The sequence below is a fragment of the Planococcus halocryophilus genome, from assembly GCF_022489025.1.
Classification (GTDB): Bacteria; Bacillota; Bacilli; order Bacillales_A; family Planococcaceae; genus Planococcus; species Planococcus halocryophilus_A.
In genome coordinates, this window is sequence record NZ_JAKVTG010000024.1 from 1 (window position 1) to 19,306 (window position 19,306).

The 19,306-nt window shown below is 35.3% G+C and carries 17 protein-coding genes and 1 other RNA gene; 2 read left to right on the forward strand and 16 right to left on the reverse strand.

The window, feature by feature from the left end:
* Positions 1-585: 585 nt before the first annotated feature.
* From MLE13_RS17095 to MLE13_RS17105, 3 genes are all read right to left on the reverse strand, one after another.
* Positions 586-2,181 (reverse strand): UvrD-helicase domain-containing protein, encoded by a 1,596-nt coding sequence (locus tag MLE13_RS17095; RefSeq protein WP_240750994.1) that lies wholly within the window; start codon positions 2,179-2,181, stop codon positions 586-588.
* Entirely contained in the window at positions 2,162-4,063 is a 1,902-nt protein-coding gene (locus tag MLE13_RS17100; protein ID WP_240750995.1) for an ATP-dependent nuclease, read from the reverse strand. The genes MLE13_RS17095 and MLE13_RS17100 overlap by 20 nt, the downstream gene beginning before the upstream one ends.
* Positions 4,064-5,446: 1,383 nt before the next feature.
* A complete protein-coding gene (locus MLE13_RS17105) occupies positions 5,447-5,869 on the reverse strand; it encodes a hypothetical protein (protein ID WP_240750996.1) in 423 nt (140 codons plus the stop codon).
* Between the two features lie 110 nt (positions 5,870-5,979).
* Between MLE13_RS17105 and MLE13_RS17110 the strand changes: the two genes are divergently transcribed.
* Both MLE13_RS17110 and MLE13_RS17115 read left to right on the forward strand, forming a co-directional pair.
* Positions 5,980-6,138 (forward strand): hypothetical protein, encoded by a 159-nt coding sequence (locus tag MLE13_RS17110; protein WP_240750997.1) that lies wholly within the window; start codon positions 5,980-5,982, stop codon positions 6,136-6,138.
* A 795-nt stretch (positions 6,139-6,933) separates the two neighbouring features.
* Entirely contained in the window at positions 6,934-7,875 is a 942-nt protein-coding gene (locus MLE13_RS17115) for an IS30 family transposase (RefSeq protein ID WP_240750998.1), read from the forward strand.
* Positions 7,876-8,085: 210 nt separating this feature from the next.
* Here MLE13_RS17115 and MLE13_RS17120 read toward each other — a convergent pair whose 3' ends face one another.
* The 13 genes from MLE13_RS17120 to eno form a co-directional block, all read right to left on the reverse strand.
* Positions 8,086-8,571, reverse strand: a complete 486-nt coding sequence (locus MLE13_RS17120) for a TIR domain-containing protein (RefSeq protein WP_240750999.1) — start codon at positions 8,569-8,571, stop codon at positions 8,086-8,088.
* Positions 8,571-10,022 carry an SIR2 family protein gene (locus MLE13_RS17125; RefSeq protein WP_240751000.1) on the reverse strand — a complete coding sequence of 484 codons (1,452 nt, stop codon included), beginning with the start codon at positions 10,020-10,022 and terminating at the stop codon, positions 8,571-8,573. The genes MLE13_RS17120 and MLE13_RS17125 overlap by 1 nt, the downstream gene beginning before the upstream one ends.
* Positions 10,023-10,036: 14 nt before the next feature.
* The gene (locus tag MLE13_RS17130; protein WP_240751001.1) at positions 10,037-10,591 is read right to left on the reverse strand and encodes a TIR domain-containing protein; all 555 of its coding nucleotides are present in this window, start codon (positions 10,589-10,591) and stop codon (positions 10,037-10,039) included.
* Between the two features lie 232 nt (positions 10,592-10,823).
* The gene (locus MLE13_RS17135; RefSeq protein ID WP_240751002.1) at positions 10,824-11,813 is read right to left on the reverse strand and encodes a hypothetical protein; all 990 of its coding nucleotides are present in this window, start codon (positions 11,811-11,813) and stop codon (positions 10,824-10,826) included.
* A 196-nt stretch (positions 11,814-12,009) separates the two neighbouring features.
* Positions 12,010-12,489 carry a DUF3780 domain-containing protein gene (locus MLE13_RS17140; protein ID WP_240751003.1) on the reverse strand — a complete coding sequence of 160 codons (480 nt, stop codon included), beginning with the start codon at positions 12,487-12,489 and terminating at the stop codon, positions 12,010-12,012.
* 123 nt (positions 12,490-12,612) lie between these two features.
* Positions 12,613-12,792 carry a hypothetical protein gene (locus tag MLE13_RS17145; RefSeq protein ID WP_240751004.1) on the reverse strand — a complete coding sequence of 60 codons (180 nt, stop codon included), beginning with the start codon at positions 12,790-12,792 and terminating at the stop codon, positions 12,613-12,615.
* A complete protein-coding gene (locus tag MLE13_RS17150; RefSeq protein ID WP_240751005.1) occupies positions 12,785-13,078 on the reverse strand; it encodes a hypothetical protein in 294 nt (97 codons plus the stop codon). The genes MLE13_RS17145 and MLE13_RS17150 overlap by 8 nt, the downstream gene beginning before the upstream one ends.
* 356 nt (positions 13,079-13,434) lie before the next feature.
* Positions 13,435-13,788, reverse strand: a transfer-messenger RNA (tmRNA) gene (ssrA, locus tag MLE13_RS17155).
* A gap of 84 nt (positions 13,789-13,872) precedes the next feature.
* Positions 13,873-14,337 (reverse strand): SsrA-binding protein SmpB, encoded by a 465-nt coding sequence (smpB, locus tag MLE13_RS17160; protein WP_008429534.1) that lies wholly within the window; start codon positions 14,335-14,337, stop codon positions 13,873-13,875.
* 48 nt (positions 14,338-14,385) lie between these two features.
* Entirely contained in the window at positions 14,386-16,665 is a 2,280-nt protein-coding gene (gene rnr, locus MLE13_RS17165; protein WP_430905225.1) for a ribonuclease R, read from the reverse strand.
* Between the two features lie 69 nt (positions 16,666-16,734).
* A complete protein-coding gene (locus MLE13_RS17170; RefSeq protein ID WP_240751007.1) occupies positions 16,735-17,481 on the reverse strand; it encodes an alpha/beta hydrolase in 747 nt (248 codons plus the stop codon).
* A gap of 71 nt (positions 17,482-17,552) precedes the next feature.
* Positions 17,553-17,780: a preprotein translocase subunit SecG gene (secG, locus tag MLE13_RS17175; protein ID WP_008429540.1), complete on the reverse strand. Its 228-nt coding sequence runs from the start codon at positions 17,778-17,780 to the stop codon at positions 17,553-17,555.
* A gap of 224 nt (positions 17,781-18,004) precedes the next feature.
* The gene (gene eno, locus MLE13_RS17180; protein ID WP_240751008.1) at positions 18,005-19,300 is read right to left on the reverse strand and encodes a phosphopyruvate hydratase; all 1,296 of its coding nucleotides are present in this window, start codon (positions 19,298-19,300) and stop codon (positions 18,005-18,007) included.
* Positions 19,301-19,306: the final 6 nt, after the last annotated feature.

The following is a 19,306-nucleotide window of genomic DNA, read 5'->3' on the forward strand; positions in this document are numbered from 1 at the left end:
CCATAAGTGGCTCAAAATTAAATTGCGTTGTGGCTCAATTTTCAGTTGCGAAATACAACCATGAACCATACAGATATTGTGGAACTGCTTGAATATATAGAAGTTGCCTAGGTCTTCATAGTCATTAACAATCACACGGTCAATCTCATTCAAATTCATGTTTCTCATTTGCATTTCGAATAAATCAATATGCACTGTCTGTATTAAAGAGATCTCCTTCTTTAAACTATTAGCATAGAAGAATAACTGATAGCAATTTTCTAAATGATTATCTTTATTAAAATCAACACCTAAAAATTTACCTATGCTTTTCAACTCCCCTAATTATTGGTTTATTAAAATTATAACGCGCATCTAATCATCTACAAGTGGGAATGGGAGCGGCTTCTAGAATTTAACTTAGAATATGGGTTTTTATAAATTTACTGCTAAAAGAGAAAGTTAAACGCTAGAACTGTCCTAGGTATAAAAGAAGAAACAAGATATTTCCGAACTAACCCTACCCAAAATAACAGTGTAATAAAAAAAAGCCCATTTCATTTTAAAATGAATGCGCTCTTACTATTTTAAAAATAATCTCTACCTCTAGTTCACATCTTCAAGTGAAAGTTGTACCTGTTCTTCTGATGGTGAATATAGAATTACATTAAATTTATTAAGTATTTTTAGCGTCTCTTCGCTAACAGGTGTAAGACAGGCTAAACATAAAAACTCTTTCGGTCTACTAAATGCTACGTATCCTAGTCTACATTTATCTTGCTGATCGAGCAGCCTTTTGTCTTTATCATCCTCTAACCACATTAACAGTTCCTTTTCATTTTTCGCTACAACTAATACCGCTTCTGCTTGTAATCCTTTTGATTTATGGATTGTGAGAAAAGAATCTTGATATTTGTCTAATTCTTCAGATGATTCCTCAGTATCCAATACCATTCTATTTGAGAGTTCAGAAAATAATCGTTTACACCTATCTTTAATATTGAACTGAACCTCTTCTTCATCTTCAACTCTTTTGACATTAAATGTAGTTTCAACAAAGTCTATAAAATCATTTGAATCAAAGGTTACATTGTAATTAATCTCGTAGAACAATAAAAGACATTTCTTTCTAAGTTCAATTTCATCTAGATCTAGAAATTGAGGTAATTCATCTTTCTTTAAATTATAGAATGCAGATACAAATTCAAGAAGACTTGCAAACAATGGCAAATTTTCTTTTGATTTATGATTATAATCAACTTTCCTATAATTATTATATAATTTATTTTCGTGCGCTAGAAAGAACCTTGTTTTAGGGATTACCATACAATGATCAGTATTGACACATAAACTATTAAAATCAGATATGATGGTTTTTAAGTTAGTTGCTGGTATAAACATAACCGGGTTTTTTGAGATAACCTTCTTATTTGCCCATTCTTGTTGAATACTACAATGAAATTGATTAATGAAATTAACAATTGTTTCGCTCGATCTATAATTGTAGTCCAACTTAGTAATTGAATATGTTTTTTTATTTTGCAAAGCATCTATCGGGTGTAAAGGAACTTTACTACCCCCTGTAGAGTCTTTCCTTTTTCGAGGCTTATTCCTAAAGTTCATTATGCGTTGTTCAGGGTCACCCACTAGTATTACTTCAGATTTTTTTCCTTTTCTTAAAGAATCAAAAATTTCAAATTGAGTATTTGGCGCATCTTGAAATTCATCTACAAATAGATATCTTATACGGTTGCAAAAAAGGGTTTTTACTTCTTTATTCTCTAATATTTTTTTTGAAAGAGTTACTATATAATCATATGTCACCACTCCTCTTGCCGAAAGCCGATTAATAACTATATTTTTTTCTGCAAATCGATTTTTGGAAGATGTCTTCGCTTTAATTTCATAATCTGTGATAATCAGTTCATTGGGAACTAGACCTAAAATTTTCCCATAAGGTTTAATAAGAAACTTGATGAGAAAACTATGTATTGTTCCCACAAAAATATTAGGACGAAGCGATACCTTTTTTTGCAGCCTTTCTAGAATTTCATTAGTAGCAGAATTCGTATAGGTTATTACAGCCAAATACTTATCATTTGGCAACTCACTTTCCTTTTGAATTATTTGTTTTATTAACTCGGTGGTTTTACCTGATCCAGCAGCAGCAATAATCAATGAGTTAGTTAGTTTTCTTTTCATTTTTCTCCTCCATAATAAAATCGAAGATAGAGACTATATAATTTGGAACAATAAAGCCTTTACTATCTTTTAGCAATTCTTCATGTAAGGCAAATGCAAAATCAGATTTATCATTTTCTATGTTTGTAAAGTACTCGTCCACATCAATTTGTTCTGCCCATTTCTCCTTAAAATCCTTATACTTAATTGGGTGAAGTTTCTCAAAAGTTTTAACCAACAATTCTCTTCCCTTGCCTTTCAAATTATACCTAATAAGTTCCTTTTCAAATGTGTCTTCATTTACTTCAATACTAATCACATCATTGTTAGCCCTGTAATGCTCTATAAGATTCTCAGCCCTTTTTTCTGTCTTCTTACCTGCATCTTTGTCAGTTAAGACACCACATCTTATAAAATAACCGTTTTTAATTATTTCTAGAAAATGCTTAAACGCTACACCATTAACATTAATTATATTGGAACCAACACTTTCTAATGTTTTCTCATATTGCATTTCGAAGAATAACGGAACTAATATTTGTTCCGATATCCCTTCGACAAGAATAAGTCTCCTTGCATAAAACATTGATGAATTTGTAGCATCTAAGAACTTTTTCAAGTACTTAATATGCTCTCGTCCTGCTTTTTTATCTGAAAATCCATCTAGAATGTAATGAAATTTTATTTGTTCTTTATCTCTGTAAAGAATTACAAGATTATTTAAATCAATGGATGTAGTTATATTTGTAGAGTGAGAGGTTATGACAATCTGAGTATCCTTCTTTATATCTGCCATGCCCTCAATGTTGTTAACTTTGCTTAAATTTTTAGCCAGATGCGTTTGCAGGTGTGGATGTAGGTGCGCCTCAGGTTCTTCTATTCCGATTACTCTAAACGCTAATTTAGTTTTTTCATCGGTCTGAGATGCAAGATGTGAAAGGACAAGTGAAATAAATAATAAATTATTTTTTCCTAATCCATTTCTTTCAATAGAAACTGGATTTTCTCCATAGACAATACTCAATTTCTTTAATATTTCGTTTACCTCTGGAGAAGAAAAATTAAAGTCAATGCTGTTTAATTCTGATGGATTAGATAAAGAAACTCTATCTAAATATGTAGTTAATTCTTTTTTGATCGAATCAAGTTTCTTGTTTTCTTTCAATTTAGCATTTAGATCACTTAAAAGTGTTTGTACCTCAACAAAATCACTCTCATAATTTTTGTTTAAGATCCGGTACAACAATTTATTTTCCCCATTCGCAACAAGTTCCTTTTTCGCATCACGCAGAGCATCAAGAACTTCAAGTTTTAGCATTTTCAAAAAATATGGATCACATTTATTCGTTGGATTATTCCCACCAAATATAACATATTCATATTGTTCAATTGGGAATTCAACAAGATTATATAACTCCTCTTTATTCATCTTTCCCTCACTCAAAATCCCTTTCATATTTGAAACTTGATTTTCAATCCACTCTTGCCTTTTAAAACCAGCCCTAGGTTTAAACCAATAGGTTAATTTAGCCTTTGTAAACGTTTGTTCAAAGAACCAATCACCTACAACTGCAAGTTGATCCTCATCCAACTCATCTAATATGATTTCGACCTTTACTTCTGGAAATTTCACTTTAGATTCGTCAATGACATCATCTTCTATAATATCCACAATAGACTTTTTAAACTTTTCTTTGGTTTTTGAATTTATATCATCTGTATCTAAGAATCTTTTCTTAAACATTGTTATGTCCTGACTTAAAATCAAACCGATACAGTCAATTAGGTTGGATTTACCGACATTATTTTCTCCAATAATTGCAGTAAATGTCTTTAAGGGTATAGAGAACTTTCCATCACCAAAATTCCTGTAATTCTTGACACTTAATTTTGAAATATACATAGTTAAACTCCTGACAAATTTAATAGATTTTAAAATACCTAATTTAACAATTCTACAAGAATTTCCAAAAATCCTCTAATCTCTTTAATTTTCTACTTATAATCCCGTAATATATATAAATCTACTTTAAGATTTTTAATTTAGTTACTTATAGATTATATAAGCAGTTGATAAATTTATAACCATATATTACTTAAATCCAAACTATAAAAAGAGAGCCTGGTTAGGCTCTCTTTTTATAGTTTGGCTGGCAGGATCGGCAAACCTTTCTATCTCCATAATATTGTGAATTACTGAGGCAGAACTTGATTTCCGGATTAGTGATTAGGTTGTTGCAATCATCATAAGATGACTGACCAGATACTTTCTGGCTATTCTGGTGAAATTGAGCCGATGGATTAATGTATGTTTGATTGTTGTTATTTGTTTGTATCTGACTGGTAAATGTTACTGGCCTCCCTAACAGAGAACAACACTTTAAGCCTAATTCCTGACTAGTCTTTTAAGCATCGCCTAAACTTTTACCGAACATATTTGCTGAAACATACCTCTTTTACAATGTCTCCTATCTGGAGACTGACCAGGACAGCGATTTCATCGCCCATATGAGTTGTTTCTTTGATTTTAAGGTTCCGTCCCGGAGGAGATAGAACCTCTTGTAATCTCTTAACTACTGTTACGCTTGAGATGTACTGTTAGATCATGCCTGTCTTGTCTTCCCACAACTTAACTTCGAATGGAGCGAATAGCCGTGTGAGTTGCTGAATGTCCATTTGAATACCACCTTTTATCTAGAGTTTTAATAGTTAATAATTATATTAGTGACGAATAGAATGAGTACTAAACCAGAGTCAAACTTCAAAACACTGTCCAGTCTATTATAAGTCTGCCCATTCCTTTTGTAGGACTTGCTGTCTTTTTCATCTTGAGTAACATTAAATATAGCACCTTTAAATTAAATGCAGGTACTAAAATAAGACTGTCATAAAAAATCTCTTCTTTCTTGTAGTTAAGTTTATCTTCCCTTCTATAGTTCTATTGTTGATAGAGGAACCCTTGAAAATACAAGTTTAAAAAGAGAAAAATTCACTTATAATTACTGAAGGTAAAATAAGCGATTTTAGGAGGTTTCAGAAGTTTTAAATTTATCTGAGGCAATGTCGATTAAGTGTCGGGGTTTTACTAATTAATTCTAGTTTCTCCTTTTTTTTCGCCGTTCTCATCTTCCAGTGTTCACTAGTAGAGATTAAATTCGGCATTAAATTCGGTATTTTATTCGATACCAATATGGTATTTTATATAGTCCGAAAACAAGAAAAATCTCCGTAATCAAGGGAGATTTCGCTACATTTTTGAATGGACAACTTGTATAATTCCCTTCTCTTACTTGAAGAAAATTCTTCGTTTCCGAGCCTTTAATACAGTTTTTTCTGACAACAAAATAAAGCATCCTACACATCCCATAAAAAATGATGTAACCACAAACAATACCAATTCCACCGGATAGTATTTTGCCGCGATAAAACCAACTGGGAAAAGAATCAGAAGCAAAGAACCAAACAACAATAAATATTCCCGTCCATACTCAGTCACTTCTTCAGCATCTAAAAGGATATCAAAGCCCTTATTAAAAATCACTCCACCCAAGAAGAAGATGCCTACCGAATGAAGCAGGTAGTTTTCTACTGGATATGGGTAATAAAGATGCATAAACATATAAACACCTACTGCAGATATTATTGAAAAACCAGAAAAGGTAATGAAAAATAATAGACGTTCCCCAAAACTTCTATATACTCTAAACATACTAAATCCTCCCATTTATTCAATATTTACACTCTTATTGTAACGCGTATAATCACTATATGCAGCCCAACAGGAAATAGTTGTACAATACGAATAGGTGGGAGATTTTAATGGATATAGTTCCACACGTTAAAGAATTGTTAGGACTTGAAGAAGATTCAAATTTAGATATTGTAGCAAATATGTTGTTAGATCAAGCACCTACTATTGTTAATGCAATTCAAATTTATAAAATATCGAAACTAAGCAAACGCATGAAACTTAACTAGGAGCAATTAAACGTAATTAAGAATAAGGTTGAATCTAAAGAGAATGGGATGCTTTACAAAGAACGACTCTTTCCACTAATTGTGAAACAACTAATAGAAGACGATGAAGATAACAAATCAAAAATTATCTTAGATGGTTTCGAATATATACTTGATGAAGACATATAAGAAATCGAAAAAATTTATCTTTTTTACGATGTATTAAATCAACTGAGAATCGCTGATATTTATATTCTTTCGAAAGAATGTTCTTCTTTAAACCATCGTTCAGGTTACGAACTAATCCGCTAGCACAAAAGAGTTATAAGCAATATCTTTTCATGGGTAGTAATACTGAACAAGAAAGCATCAATAATCATCAAAAAAATAAACTACATCGATTGGGAATTCTTAATGAAAAAATAATAGTTAAACCAAAGAACAGACAAAGTGTTAGAGAAAGGGAAGATATCGAAAGAGAGTATAACATCTCTAGTTTTGGAAAACGGTTCATTGACTTTTTTAATATTCAAGAAGTATTATAAGCAGGATAAAAGATAGCGCTAATCCCTTAACCCCATTTGATTTCTCAACGTCCAAAAGAGAAATACCCATACATGTGTATGTAGAGGTCAACAGTTTAAGGCCATTATAATAGGGACTTCTTTATTAAAATTTAAATAAAGAAAGTGTTAATATTTTAAATCCAATTATTTAAATTGTAGATTATCATATTAAGTCGAACGCCTAGAAAATAAAAATAGCTCAAATGGGTACACACTAGTTAACGCGAATCAACTAAAGGAGTGTCCCCAAATGAGCTATGCCCAAATGATATCACGGGAACGTGTGTTAATCGAGAGTTATTGCCTAGAGGAGAAATCATTGTCTTACATGGCCAAATGCTTGAAACGAAGTAAAAGCACCATCCACTATGAATTGAAACGCTGTAAGCCTTACAATGCCCTTTTAGCACAGGCTGATTACGAGGCCAAACGTCAAAACTGCGGCGCTAGACGCTCGGTCAATCAAGAAGACGTCGACTATATTTTGTCCAAAATGAAGCTCGGCTGGTCGCCTGAAGGCATCGTCGGCCGGTACTGTAAAACGCATAAAAAACCCTTTCCCATCAGTGTCTCGAGTATCTATCGTTACGCTGCACTTGGCCTGTTCAAGCTGTCCCAAAAGCTCCTGATTCGTAAAGGACGGAAGTTGAAAAACAACGAAGTGGAGACCCGGGGCAAGATGCCACATCTGAAGACAATCCATGCGCGCCTAGCACCACGAAGCGAAGTGGGACACTGGGAAGTCGATAAGGTCATCGGCAAGTCACATAAGAGCCAGATCCTCACATTGACCGAGCGTACCACCCGGTTTGAGATCGTCTATAAGCTGACAGCGAAGACGGCCAGTGAAACGGCACAGGCCATCATCCGTGTGTTGAAAAACCTGCCAAAGAAAATGGTGAAATCCATCACCGCAGACCGGGGCAAAGAGTTTCACGATTGGATCGAAGTGGAGAAAGCTTTGGAGATTCCATTTTACTTCTCGGATCCCGGAGTGCCGGGCCAACGTGGAACCAACGAAAACAGTAATGGCCGTGTTCGTCGCACCTATCCAAAAGGCACTGACTTCAGCCGCATGACCCAGAAAGAAACCATGGAATTTCTTTTGACGTTCAATCGAGTGCCACGAAAGGTACTGAATTACAACACACCCTTTGAGGTATTCATGAATTTCTTGCCGCGTTCGACTTGAATTGACAATTTACAAATAGAAAAAACGACTGACAAATTTCAAACAAATTGTCAGTCGCTTTTGATGTATTTTAAACTGAAGAAAACAGACCTTTAAACTTAAGAATACGCACATCTTAAGATTATCTTTAAGTTAGCATAACCAATTAAAGAATGTTTACAGCAAAGCACCTGCCAGTAATAATCTAAAAATGAGATTTAAGAGAGTGTATTATCTTTTTGCATTTTTTGCTGCTTCTTCTATCCATTTGCCTAGATTAGATCTACCATCGTCTCTCACCCAATCATAAGTTGGGTAGATATGTGAAAAATATACCTTATGCCCATCAACGGTATGGTACCAATCGTCAAATGGGTTTCTCCCTTTAGGATCAGTACCAAGGATTTGTGTTCTTACGTTGTGAATATAAATCCCCAATAGTCCATTCCCTCTTATTGCACTTTGTTCAATTTCGTAATTAATATACTTTCTGCCTGCCGTTTCGCTACCAATTAAAACTACAGTTGTACTTGTACCCTCTAATTGCTTATCAATCCATCTTTCTATAGCAGCATTCCCGTTTCTTTTTACTTCTTCCCACTGCGCTTTATCAATAAAGCCCGCTTTATCTCCCAATAACATACCACTGTTTCTAACTTGTCCGGCTCTCCACGCATCTCTCTCAAAATGAAAACTAAAAAATGTTTTTCTAGCCATTATTCTCCTCCTCTTATGCTTGTCACTATTTTAATAATATTTGATATTAACTCTTTGTACTCAATACCTTCTTCGTTTAACTTTATAAAATTATCTTTTATATGTGGAAAATCAGGATAGAATTTTTCATAGTCTTCCATCAATCTCTTAAAAAGCAATTTACTGGCATATCCCGTCACACCAATAGGTATTACCTTAACATTATTTTTAAGCGCGATTTCAAACTCCTTTTCAACGCCTGTAGCGTGAATTATTCCCTTTTTCGGATCGGTTTTGTTTCCAAAGATAAAGATGGCTATACCACACTCTTGTAATAAATTTTCACGGTAACTATACCATAGTGCTTGTAAATCTTCCCCCTCCTTTGCATATTGCGGGAAAGGTCTCATTATAAGATAATTATCCATATTTCTAGAATTTTCTTCTGACATCCTTTCTAGTACGCCATTAATGACTCCGCTACCCACGCCTAAACCAAATCCAGTCGCTATTTTAAATCCACACTGACTAAGATCCTTACTTAACTCATGAATAAAATCTTGTGCAGTAAGACCTTTTATTTCAAACTCTTGAAAAGATTCAGCACTGCCTGATATTAAAATGTTACGTCTATTATAACGTTCAGAAATCATCTCTAGAATTTCTGTTATTTCGTCATAATCATCGATTAATAGTGGCTTAATTGAATAACGCTTTAAATCTGCGCATTTTAGTTCTTGTTTTATTTTGTGGTACTGAAATTCTTCCGCACTATCGCATTCTGATTCAATTACTCGTTTAATAAAACAATAATGAGTTCTAGTATGGCCATCTACTAAAATTCTGATTTTACTAAGAATATGTTCTAGATTAGGATCTTCGAAACTAAAACCTATAAATAAAAAAGTTTTTGAGACTAAATCTCCTTTTAGAGCAATACTAAACATTTGATTTTTAGTATCATACATTTCATAATCATCTTTTATTAGAATTGCTTCCTGTGCTAACTCAACATCGCCATGCATTTTGTAAACCACTGCATCTCTATTACTTTTAATCGACGATAAGTCTGTAACTCTTTTTTTAACATCTGGTGTTTTTCCTGATTCTATAAACGCTTGTTCAATGAATTTATCATAGTTTGTTGTCCATACTGTTTCTATTGGCAAATTCACAATAAAGTGATGATTTCTTGTAATTTTTCCCTTTTTACTAAAAAAATCATTGATTAATTCAGTTAAAGGGGTTCTTGTGTCTGAGTCATTATAGATATATTGCGCTAATGCGACTAAGTCACTTTCTCTATCAACATCAAGTCCTAATCTTTTTGCATGCATCCGTAATAAGTCCTTCCAATTAACAGCCCCTGCTGGAATGGAAAGACCTGCTCCAGCAAATATTGCCGCACTGTTCTCTGATATCGCCCTAACATATTCATCAATAAAATTTTGTATATCTCGGTTGAACTCCACTATTCATTCCTCCTTTACTCTTTTATCCATTCTTGAAGACGTTTTGTTTTCCCATTTAAATATTGAATATGAAGTGAGCCGTATTGCTCAATGACATAATCATACAATCCTAAATACTCTTGACCAGAAAAATTATTGCTATCAAAACTTGACTTCTTAATAGGTATAATTGCAACTTTATTTTTTAAACCATCAAAATACCCTAACTCCCAAGGCATCCACTTAGAGTTACTGGAGTTGTCAGAAGTTGCAAAAAATAGTGAACTACAATTCTTCATTCTCATTCTCAACTGATTCGCTGTTTCTGAGTTAACATTATTTCTACTTAATTGTTTATCTTCAATCCAATCTACATAAACTGTATAGTTCTTTTCTTCTAAAGCCGACTTTAATCCAAGTATTACTTCAGCGTCTAAAAAACTGTGAGAAAGAAAAACGTCATACGTTTTAGTATGACTAAAATTTTTATAGTTATCTCTAAGTATCGCCGATGCAGACCTTTGATAATATCCTTTTGCTGCCTCTACACTACCTCTACCTTTTAATTCTCTTTCTGTAAAAAGTGCCATTTGAAATCTCCTTTATTTATGAATTTTCTTATTACTCTTGTTAAATTGTACCATTAATTAATTTTCTAGGTTGATAACGATATTTTTCAAAGAGATTTCTTTCACATAAAACATTTGGGATTAATTGAAACTATCTAATTCAGAAAGTTTCTTTTACTCGTCCCCTTAATCGACTCTCTTTTTTCGCCTCTGAGATTATGTAGTTTTCTTCATCTTAATTACCTTCACTTTATCAAAATTGTAATTCGGCATCTTGCATTTCATGTATATCTTCTTCTTTAATATTTGATAGATTTGCAAATAATTCATCATAATATTCACGACCTGTTGTTTTGGACGCCGCTCGACGATTTGATGTTTCTTTTTTGTCAGCATATTCCGGAAAACTAAACGTTTTCTTACTAAATCCATTAGTTTCATTGAGAGTCGCTGCACCTAACTTTTCAAGTTCATTGTTGTCAGTAAAAAGAGACAAAACAAATTGATAGGCATTGCTAGGCTTAAAACCATTTGTAGAATTTTTCTCTAAGATTGAAAGAATTAATTCCTCTTTTTGTGAAGTGATTTCTTTAAAATAATTACTTAATGTAACTTCTGGTTGTTGAATATATTTTTCACATAGCAAAACGATTTTCTTTTGGGTCTCTGAAAAATTTTCCTTTTTAGGAAGATTTTCAATTTTACTTCTTTCTTTCTTTCTTTCTAATTCTAATTCTTTTCTTGGTGCACAGATATTGGGCGCTTTAACTTCGTCTTCTTCATTTATAACGTCCATTTTTTGTGCGCTATAAGTTGAGATTAATGCTTTATGATCTTCAAATATTTGTTCAAGAAAGAATTCACCATAACGCTTGATATAAGTCTCAGAAAACTTAACTTCCGGAGGTAAAGGTAGGGGTTTTACAATACGGTATTGCGTCGCCTTGCCTTTATGGTTTTTTGCACGGTCCTCCTTGGTTTCAATTAAGTTAAATTTGATTAGTTTATCAATGTGCTTTTTTAATGTTGTACGGCTTTTTATATTAGCGAAATCTGATAATTCCTTGTCGCTGATAAAAAACCAATATGATTGGATATCCCAATCAACTTTCTTTTTTGGATTGTAGTGACGTAATTGCTCTAACTCACAAAATTTATCCAAAAGATACATTCCCGTGAAATCAATGTAGTTTGGCCAGCCGGCCAAGTCATACATTTTATTTTTAAAATAGAAAAACTTCATAGTTTTCTCCTCCTCATTTTTAAGGATGGGATGATAGTGTATATTTTATGTTTTCCCCCTCAAAATATATAAATAATAAATACTGTATTTCTTCAAACAACATTCAGTTTTTTCGTTTTTATGTGTACTTATATGCCCTCTTGCTTCAAGTACTATCGGTAGTTAGGTATTTCAACTGTCATTATGCTTTTAATTACTACTTAGAATTGGATAGTAATGCTTTTTTTAAGTCTCTCCTCCATCCATTACGATCAGGTAATTCTTCACTGGTTTCTTCTATAACAGTAAACAGCCACCACTGTTCTCCTTCAGATAATTTAATCCAATTCATAAGGATTCTATGAATTTCATCAGGATCTTTCGTATCTTCAATAGCCCAGACTAAAAGCAGTAATTGTTTGCCATACCAATTTTGCATATAATTTTCACCTGTAATAAAAAATGAAAACCACCATTGAGTCTCTCTTAATTGATGGTTAAAAAAATTAGAAACGCCAGCCTTTATATGAGCCCATTGCATTAAATTAATACGTGCTCTTTCTACGTCTATTACTTTCACGGTGTTGTTGTATAAATCTTTTTGTTTAATTTCCTCTACTATTCTTACATCTTCTCCAAGTACTACTTTAAAGTTATTTTCATTATTAACATCCAGTAAACCAAATGTATTTTTCATATCTATCTACCTCGCTCTCTCTTGCCTCTTTGCAAGTGCTGACAGTAGTTTAAACAGTTCGGCTATCTTATGTATTCTAATAAAACTATATTGTTTTTACGCCTTCTATATGAAGTCTGACAGTCAACTAAGTATGTATTCTAATTCTTCCTGGCTGACAATGTTAGACTTGATCCACCCTATCCTTGAATATGTGTCATACTCTAAGACTTGTATCACAATATCCTTTCCTATCTTGCTGTGGCTTGAATAAAGTGCGAGGTGATAATCTGCTTTTAAATGCTTCAACTCTTTATTATTCATTGATTCCCACCTCCTCAATAAACTTCTCAGCAACGTGATGTGTGTCTTTTTCTTTTATTAATTCCCACCCCATTCTAGTTAAGCCATTTATTTTTCCTAAAGAAAGTGTCTTCTTAAAAACATATTGTCCCTGCTCCTTTTTTCTCAAAACATAATACTGTTCAGTGTTGTATTGTCCTTTACCTGTAAAATCTGTATAGCCTAATTCTTCTACAAAATTCTCAAGGCTATAAAATCGTTTGACGGGAACTAATGCGCCAGTCTCTTTATTTCCGTAATACTTCATACTATCCTCCTCCTTTCTTAATCTTTACCTATTCCCTCCTTCTATCTCAAACCTTGTTTACTTATTGTTTTTAACTTTTATTATTACTTGCCACAAGAAGAAGTCTTGTACTAAGTAATCGGGAAATCAGAGTGATCTTAACTAAGATTTACTCTGACAGGTTAAACTTACTCATACAGTTAAACAATGGTTAGAGAATCCCTTTTTTATTTCCGCTTTTTTTCATTGCAAAAAGGATTAAAAATAAAGGCAAAAAAAAGAAGCAAGGAAATTAATCCTTACTTCTTTTTATCTCGATTGTTTATGACACCTATCCGGTTTTTGTAAATAACTTTGCGGCTAGTCGTGCCATATGGCAATGGAGACGGCGGGAGTCGAACCCGCGTCCAGAAACTCCGCTACTTAAGCATCTACGCGTGTAGCTCATCTATTAAGGTTTCATGCGCCATTCTGCCGATAAGCAGGCGTCCTGGGCACTAATCTGAGAATCTCTCCCGGTTGCCTCAGATGGTAGCAACCGGTGTATCCCACTAAAGTTGAGCTTTACCCAGCCACATGGGCGATGGATAGATAAAGCAGATCCGAGCTTACGCTGCGAATGCTAGGTTTTGGTTTGTTTTGCCAGTTGTTATAAGTACGTTTGTGACGAAGACGACCCTCCGACGCGCAACTCAAGCCCAGATCATCCCTGTCGAATCCGTAACGTCCCCTCAATAAAAGAGACACGGAAGATGTATAAACAGCTTCATGTGCTATAAACCTATTATAAAGTACCAATGGTCAGACATCAAGTCTTAGCGGTTACGTTCTTTCATCGCGCGGTCGATTTCTCGTTTTGCGTCTTTTTTCTTCAAGTCTTCTCGTTTATCGTAGTTTTTCTTACCCTTACCAACACCGAGCAAGACTTTTGCAAAGCCGTCTTTCAAGTACATTTTCAGTGGAATAATCGCAGAACCTTGCACTTTTGAATGCGCCAGTAAATTCGCAATTTGCTTTTTGTGCAATAACAATTTACGCGATCGTGTAGGGTCGTGGTTAAACTGATTGCCTTGATCATAAGGACTGATGTGCATGTTTGAAATCCAAGCTTCGCCGTTACGAATTCGAACAAACGAATCCTTTAATTGAACTTTGCCATTTCGTGCTGACTTAATCTCGGTTCCCTGCAAGACGATACCCGCTTCGATTGTTTCTTCAATAAAGAAATCGAAACCGGCTTTCTTGTTTTGGGCAATTACTTTGCCTTCTCCTTTGGCCATGTGGTTTCACCTCAACTAGATTCAAAAAGCGGCATATGCGCCGCTTTTTTATTTTTTCTTATTACGTCCTTGTTTCGCTACATTTTCATAAAACTTTTTCTTTTTGTTTTTCGGCTTACGTGTAGGTCCGCCGCCTTCTGGCTTTTTGCCATCGCGTCCTGGCTTGCTAGCACCGTCTTTTTTGTTCGCACGGATGACTTTTGGCTGATCTTTTCTTGTCCGACGAGGCGTTTGTACCATGCCGACAATTTCAAAATCAATCGATGATTCTTCTGGTTTTACACCAATCACTTTGATTTCAATTTCGTCACCAATGCGGAATTGACGGTTTGAGCGTTCACCAATCATCATCATGCTGCGATCGTCAAAACGGTAATAATCATCCGTCATGTTTGAAACGTGCACTAAGCCTTCAATTGTATTCGGCAGTTCAATAAACAAACCGAAATTCGTCACAGAAGAAATAATACCTGTAAACTGTTCACCGATTTTATCAGCCATGAATTGAGATTTCTTCAACGCATCAGTGTCACGTTCTGCTTCTACTGCTCGACGTTCACGTTCTGATGTGTGCGTTGCAATATCATCCATATTAGCTTCCCAATAAGCGATTGTTTTCTTCGATAAATCTTTTTCGATTAAGTACGTACGGATTAAACGATGCACGATTAAATCGGGATAGCGACGAATTGGCGACGTGAAATGCGTATAAAATTCTGTCGATAACCCAAAATGCCCTAAACTTTCAGATGAATATTTCGCTTGCTGCATTGAGCGTAACATCATTGTGGATACTACCGGTTCTTCTGGTGTCCCTGCAATCGATTCAACAATTTCTTGTAACGCTCGTGGATGAATCTGAGTACCAGATCCTTTTACCACAATCCCAAAATTCGTTACAAATTCGAAAAAGCGTTGTAATTTTTCTGGTTTTGGATCTTCGTGAATACGATAAATTGCTGGAACTTCCATGGTGTGAAACTGCTCAGCCACTGTTTCATTGGCAGCTAGCATGAATTCTTCGATTAAACGTTCAGCTACTGTACGTTCGCGAATCACAACATCTACTGGATAACCGTTTTCGTCAACTAATACTTTTGACTCTTTAAAGTCAAAATCAATAGCTCCGCGGCGCATGCGTTTCGTGCGAAGAACTTCTGCTAATTCTTTCATCAATTCAAACATAGGCACTAATTCGCTATATTGCTCTTTTAGCTCTTGATTGTCTTGCTCTAAAATTTCATACACATCCGTATATGTCATACGAGCTGATGTATTAATGACACTTTGGAAAATATCATGTGATTGCACTTCGCCTTGATCATTGAAGATCATTTCACATGACAATGTCAAACGGTCTACTTGTGGGTTTAATGAACAAATACCATTTGACAAGCGATGTGGAATCATAGGAATAACGCGATCTGTCAAATAAATACTCGTCGCACGATCATATGCTTCACGATCTATTGCAGAACCTTCCGTTACGTAATGACTAACGTCAGCAATGTGAACACTTAATTTGTATGTGCCGTCTTCATACTTTACTACTTGAACCGCATCATCTAAATCTTTAGCGTCAGCTCCATCAATCGTTACAATTTGTTCGTTGCGCAAATCGCGACGGTCATTTAAATCTGCTGGATCAATTTGGTCTGGCACATTATTTGCTTGGTCTAGTACATCTGGTGGAAATTCTGTTTCGATGCCATATTTATGAATAATTGAAAGAATATCAACACCCGGATCGTTTTTATGACCCAGAATTTGCGTTACCATACCCGTTGCTGACATTCTACCTTCTGGCCATCCAGTAATCTCTACAACAACTTTATGACCATCTACTGCGCCTAACGTGTCGTCTTTTGCGATAAAGATATCCATATTCATTTTTTTATCATCTGTAACGACAAAGCCAAAACCTTTATTTTCTTGGAACGTTCCAACCGCTTTAGTCGTTCCGCGTTCGATAATCCGGATAATTGCGCCTTCACGACGATCCCCTGAAGAACCTTCAGATATGCGGATTAATACGGTATCTCCATTAATTGCACTATTTACTTCAGTTGGTGGGATAAACACATCGTCTAATCCCGCTTCTTCTGGTGCCACAAAACCGAATCCTTTTGGATGTCCGATGAATTTTCCACGCATCACATTCATACGTTCTGGCACGCCATAGCGATTAGATCTCGAACGGATAAGTGTTCCAGATTCTTCTAATCTTACTAATGTTTTCACTAATTTTGTAAATTCATCGGCATCTTCAAAACCGAATTGTTCTTCTATTTCTTGTACTGTCAGCGGTTTATAAGCTTCTTCACGCATGAAAACTAATAAGCGCTGCTCTAATGATTTTTCGGGATTCCCCAAATCTAACTCCTCCTTTATAACAGTTCACACACTCCAATCTAATGATTCAAGAAATGTGAAAATGTCTTCGTGCAATTGCTTTTTTTCTTTATCAAGCGTAATAACGTGGCCAGAATTTTCATACCATTTTATGTGTTTATCGGTCGATTCTGAGTTGTCATAAATGACATTAGCCGAATTCGTATCAATAACTGTATCCAATCTGCCTTGAACAACGAATAAAGGTGCATAAATGTGATCCACATGTTCTTTTACGTCTGCAACCAAGGCACGCAAATCAGCCAATGATTCCATCGGTTTTTCTTGAAAAGCCTCTATTTCTTTTTCGATAAGTTCATCGCTTTTTCCTTCATATTTCTTATAATCGCGCGCATATTTCAAAACTCCTTGATACATTAAATCGGTGGATTTCATATTCATAGGTGCACACATCGAAACAATACCCTTGATAGGCTTTGTATACCCTAATTTCAAGCTAAATACGCCGCCAAGTGACAATCCAGCTACTGCAATTTCAGAGTATCCTTCTTCTATTAAGGTATCATAAGCTTGCTCTACGTCTTTCCACCAATCAGTTGGACCAGTGCCAACCAATTCTTCTGGTGCCACGCCATGTCCTGCGTAATGCGGTGCTATGCTTGTATATCCATTAGTTTCAAGAAAACGTCCCAACATCCGAACATCTGCTGAATTTCCTGTGAAGCCATGCAAAAGAATTACTGCCCGTGGGCCTTTTTTAAAGAAAAATGGTTTTGGTTGCGAAACTCGCATGAAAACTCCTCCATTCTAATACTAAAAGAAAACGCCTAACCATGTATGGTCAGGCGATTTAATCATCTACATTAAACTTTCGTTACGGCAATAGCCAGAATAAAGAATAAGGCAGCAAGTACAATCGTTACTCGGTGTAAGACTAAGTCCAAGCCACGAGCTTTTTGCTTACCGAAAAGTTGCTCTGCTCCACCGGAGATGGCTCCTGAAAGACCTGCACTTTTTCCAGATTGCAATAAAACGACTACGATTAATGCGAGCGATACGATGACGAGTAATGTCATTAACAACGTATGCATAAATTCCACCTCCTGAAACGAACGTTCACAACAAAATTAAGTTTACCAAACATTGTGACCGGTGACAATAGCAATAGAAAATAGAAGGCAAATGCCTTCTATTTTTCCAAAGATAAATTACAGTAATGCGTAAGACGGAAAAAGTCACTGCCTTACGCATATACTCTATAGAAATCTTGATTTACAAAATATTTGAATCTACTCGTTTTCTACTTAGTACACCTTTATTTTTTCAAGTTGTAGAAAGTTTTCAAGCCTAGGTATTGGCCAGTTTCGAACAATTGATCTTCGATGCGTAATAATTGGTTATATTTCGCAACGCGGTCAGTACGAGACGGTGCCCCTGTTTTAATTTGTCCAGCATTAGTCGCAACAGCGATATCTGCAATTGTAACATCTTCAGATTCACCTGAACGGTGGCTGATTACTGCTGTGTAGCCCGCACGTTTTGCCATTTCAATTGCATCAAACGTTTCCGTTAATGTACCAATTTGGTTAACTTTGATCAAGATTGAGTTAGCGATACCTTCTTCAATTCCTTGCGACAATTTCTTCGTGTTTGTAACGAATAAGTCGTCACCTACTAATTGTACGCGATCGCCGATACGTTCTGTTAATAATTTATGTCCAGCCCAGTCGTTTTCATCTAAGCCATCTTCGATTGAAATGATTGGGTATTTATTGCAAAGCTCTTCGTACCAGTCAACCATTTCAGCAGATGTTTTCACTGTGTTGTCGCCTGGCAAGTTGTATACGCCTTTTTCTTTGTCATAGATTTCAGAAGACGCAACATCCATCGCAAGCAAGATGTCAGAACCTGGTTTGTATCCAGCTTTTTCGATTGCTTCCATAATTGTTGTTAATGCTTCTTCGTTAGATCCTAAGTTTGGAGCAAATCCGCCTTCGTCTCCAACTGAAGTGTTATAGCCTTTTTCTTTAAGTACAGCTTTTAAGTTATGGAAAATTTCTGCACCCATTTGTACTGCTTCACGGAACGATTTTGCACCAACAGGCATTACCATAAATTCTTGAATGTCTACGTTGTTATCTGCGTGTTCGCCGCCATTTAAAATGTTCATCATTGGTACTGGCAATTGTTTTGCGTTAAAGCCGCCCAAGTATTGGTAAAGTGGCATATCTAAATAGTTGGCTGCTGCGTGTGCAACTGCTAGAGAAACACCAAGAATTGCGTTAGCGCCTAAACGACCTTTGTTTTCTGTACCATCTAATTCGATCATTGCTTTATCGATTGATACTTGGTCAAGCACTGAATATTTTTCTTCTAAAGCTTCAGCAATTTCAACGTCAACGTTTTCTACAGCTTTTAATACGCCTTTACCAAGGTAACGACTCTTATCGCCATCACGTAGTTCTACTGCTTCATGTTCACCTGTAGAGGCGCCTGATGGTACGATTGCGCGGCCAAAAGCGCCGCTTTCTGTGAATACTTCAACTTCGATAGTTGGGTTTCCTCGTGAATCTAAAATTTCGCGTGCTTGAATGTGTGTAATAATTGGCAATTAAAA

Coding starts and splice junctions, on each gene's coding strand:
- MLE13_RS17140 (WP_240751003.1), bottom strand. CDS start 12,489: ATGAAAAATACATTTGGTTTACTGGATGTTAATAATGAAAATAACTTT.
- secG (WP_008429540.1), bottom strand. CDS start 17,780: ATGCATACGTTGTTAATGACATTACTCGTCATCGTATCGCTCGCATTA.
- smpB (WP_008429534.1), bottom strand. CDS start 14,337: ATGGCCAAAGGAGAAGGCAAAGTAATTGCCCAAAACAAGAAAGCCGGT.
- rnr (WP_430905225.1), bottom strand. CDS start 16,665: ATGCGTGAAGAAGCTTATAAACCGCTGACAGTACAAGAAATAGAAGAA.
- MLE13_RS17105 (WP_240750996.1), bottom strand. CDS start 5,869: ATGTTTAGAGTATATAGAAGTTTTGGGGAACGTCTATTATTTTTCATT.
- MLE13_RS17110 (WP_240750997.1), top strand. CDS start 5,980: ATGGATATAGTTCCACACGTTAAAGAATTGTTAGGACTTGAAGAAGAT.
- MLE13_RS17170 (WP_240751007.1), bottom strand. CDS start 17,481: ATGCGAGTTTCGCAACCAAAACCATTTTTCTTTAAAAAAGGCCCACGG.
- MLE13_RS17115 (WP_240750998.1), top strand. CDS start 6,934: ATGAGCTATGCCCAAATGATATCACGGGAACGTGTGTTAATCGAGAGT.
- MLE13_RS17120 (WP_240750999.1), bottom strand. CDS start 8,571: ATGGCTAGAAAAACATTTTTTAGTTTTCATTTTGAGAGAGATGCGTGG.
- MLE13_RS17150 (WP_240751005.1), bottom strand. CDS start 13,078: ATGAAGTATTACGGAAATAAAGAGACTGGCGCATTAGTTCCCGTCAAA.
- MLE13_RS17130 (WP_240751001.1), bottom strand. CDS start 10,591: ATGGCACTTTTTACAGAAAGAGAATTAAAAGGTAGAGGTAGTGTAGAG.
- MLE13_RS17100 (WP_240750995.1), bottom strand. CDS start 4,063: ATGTATATTTCAAAATTAAGTGTCAAGAATTACAGGAATTTTGGTGAT.
- MLE13_RS17145 (WP_240751004.1), bottom strand. CDS start 12,792: ATGAATAATAAAGAGTTGAAGCATTTAAAAGCAGATTATCACCTCGCA.
- MLE13_RS17135 (WP_240751002.1), bottom strand. CDS start 11,813: ATGAAGTTTTTCTATTTTAAAAATAAAATGTATGACTTGGCCGGCTGG.
- MLE13_RS17095 (WP_240750994.1), bottom strand. CDS start 2,181: ATGAAAAGAAAACTAACTAACTCATTGATTATTGCTGCTGCTGGATCA.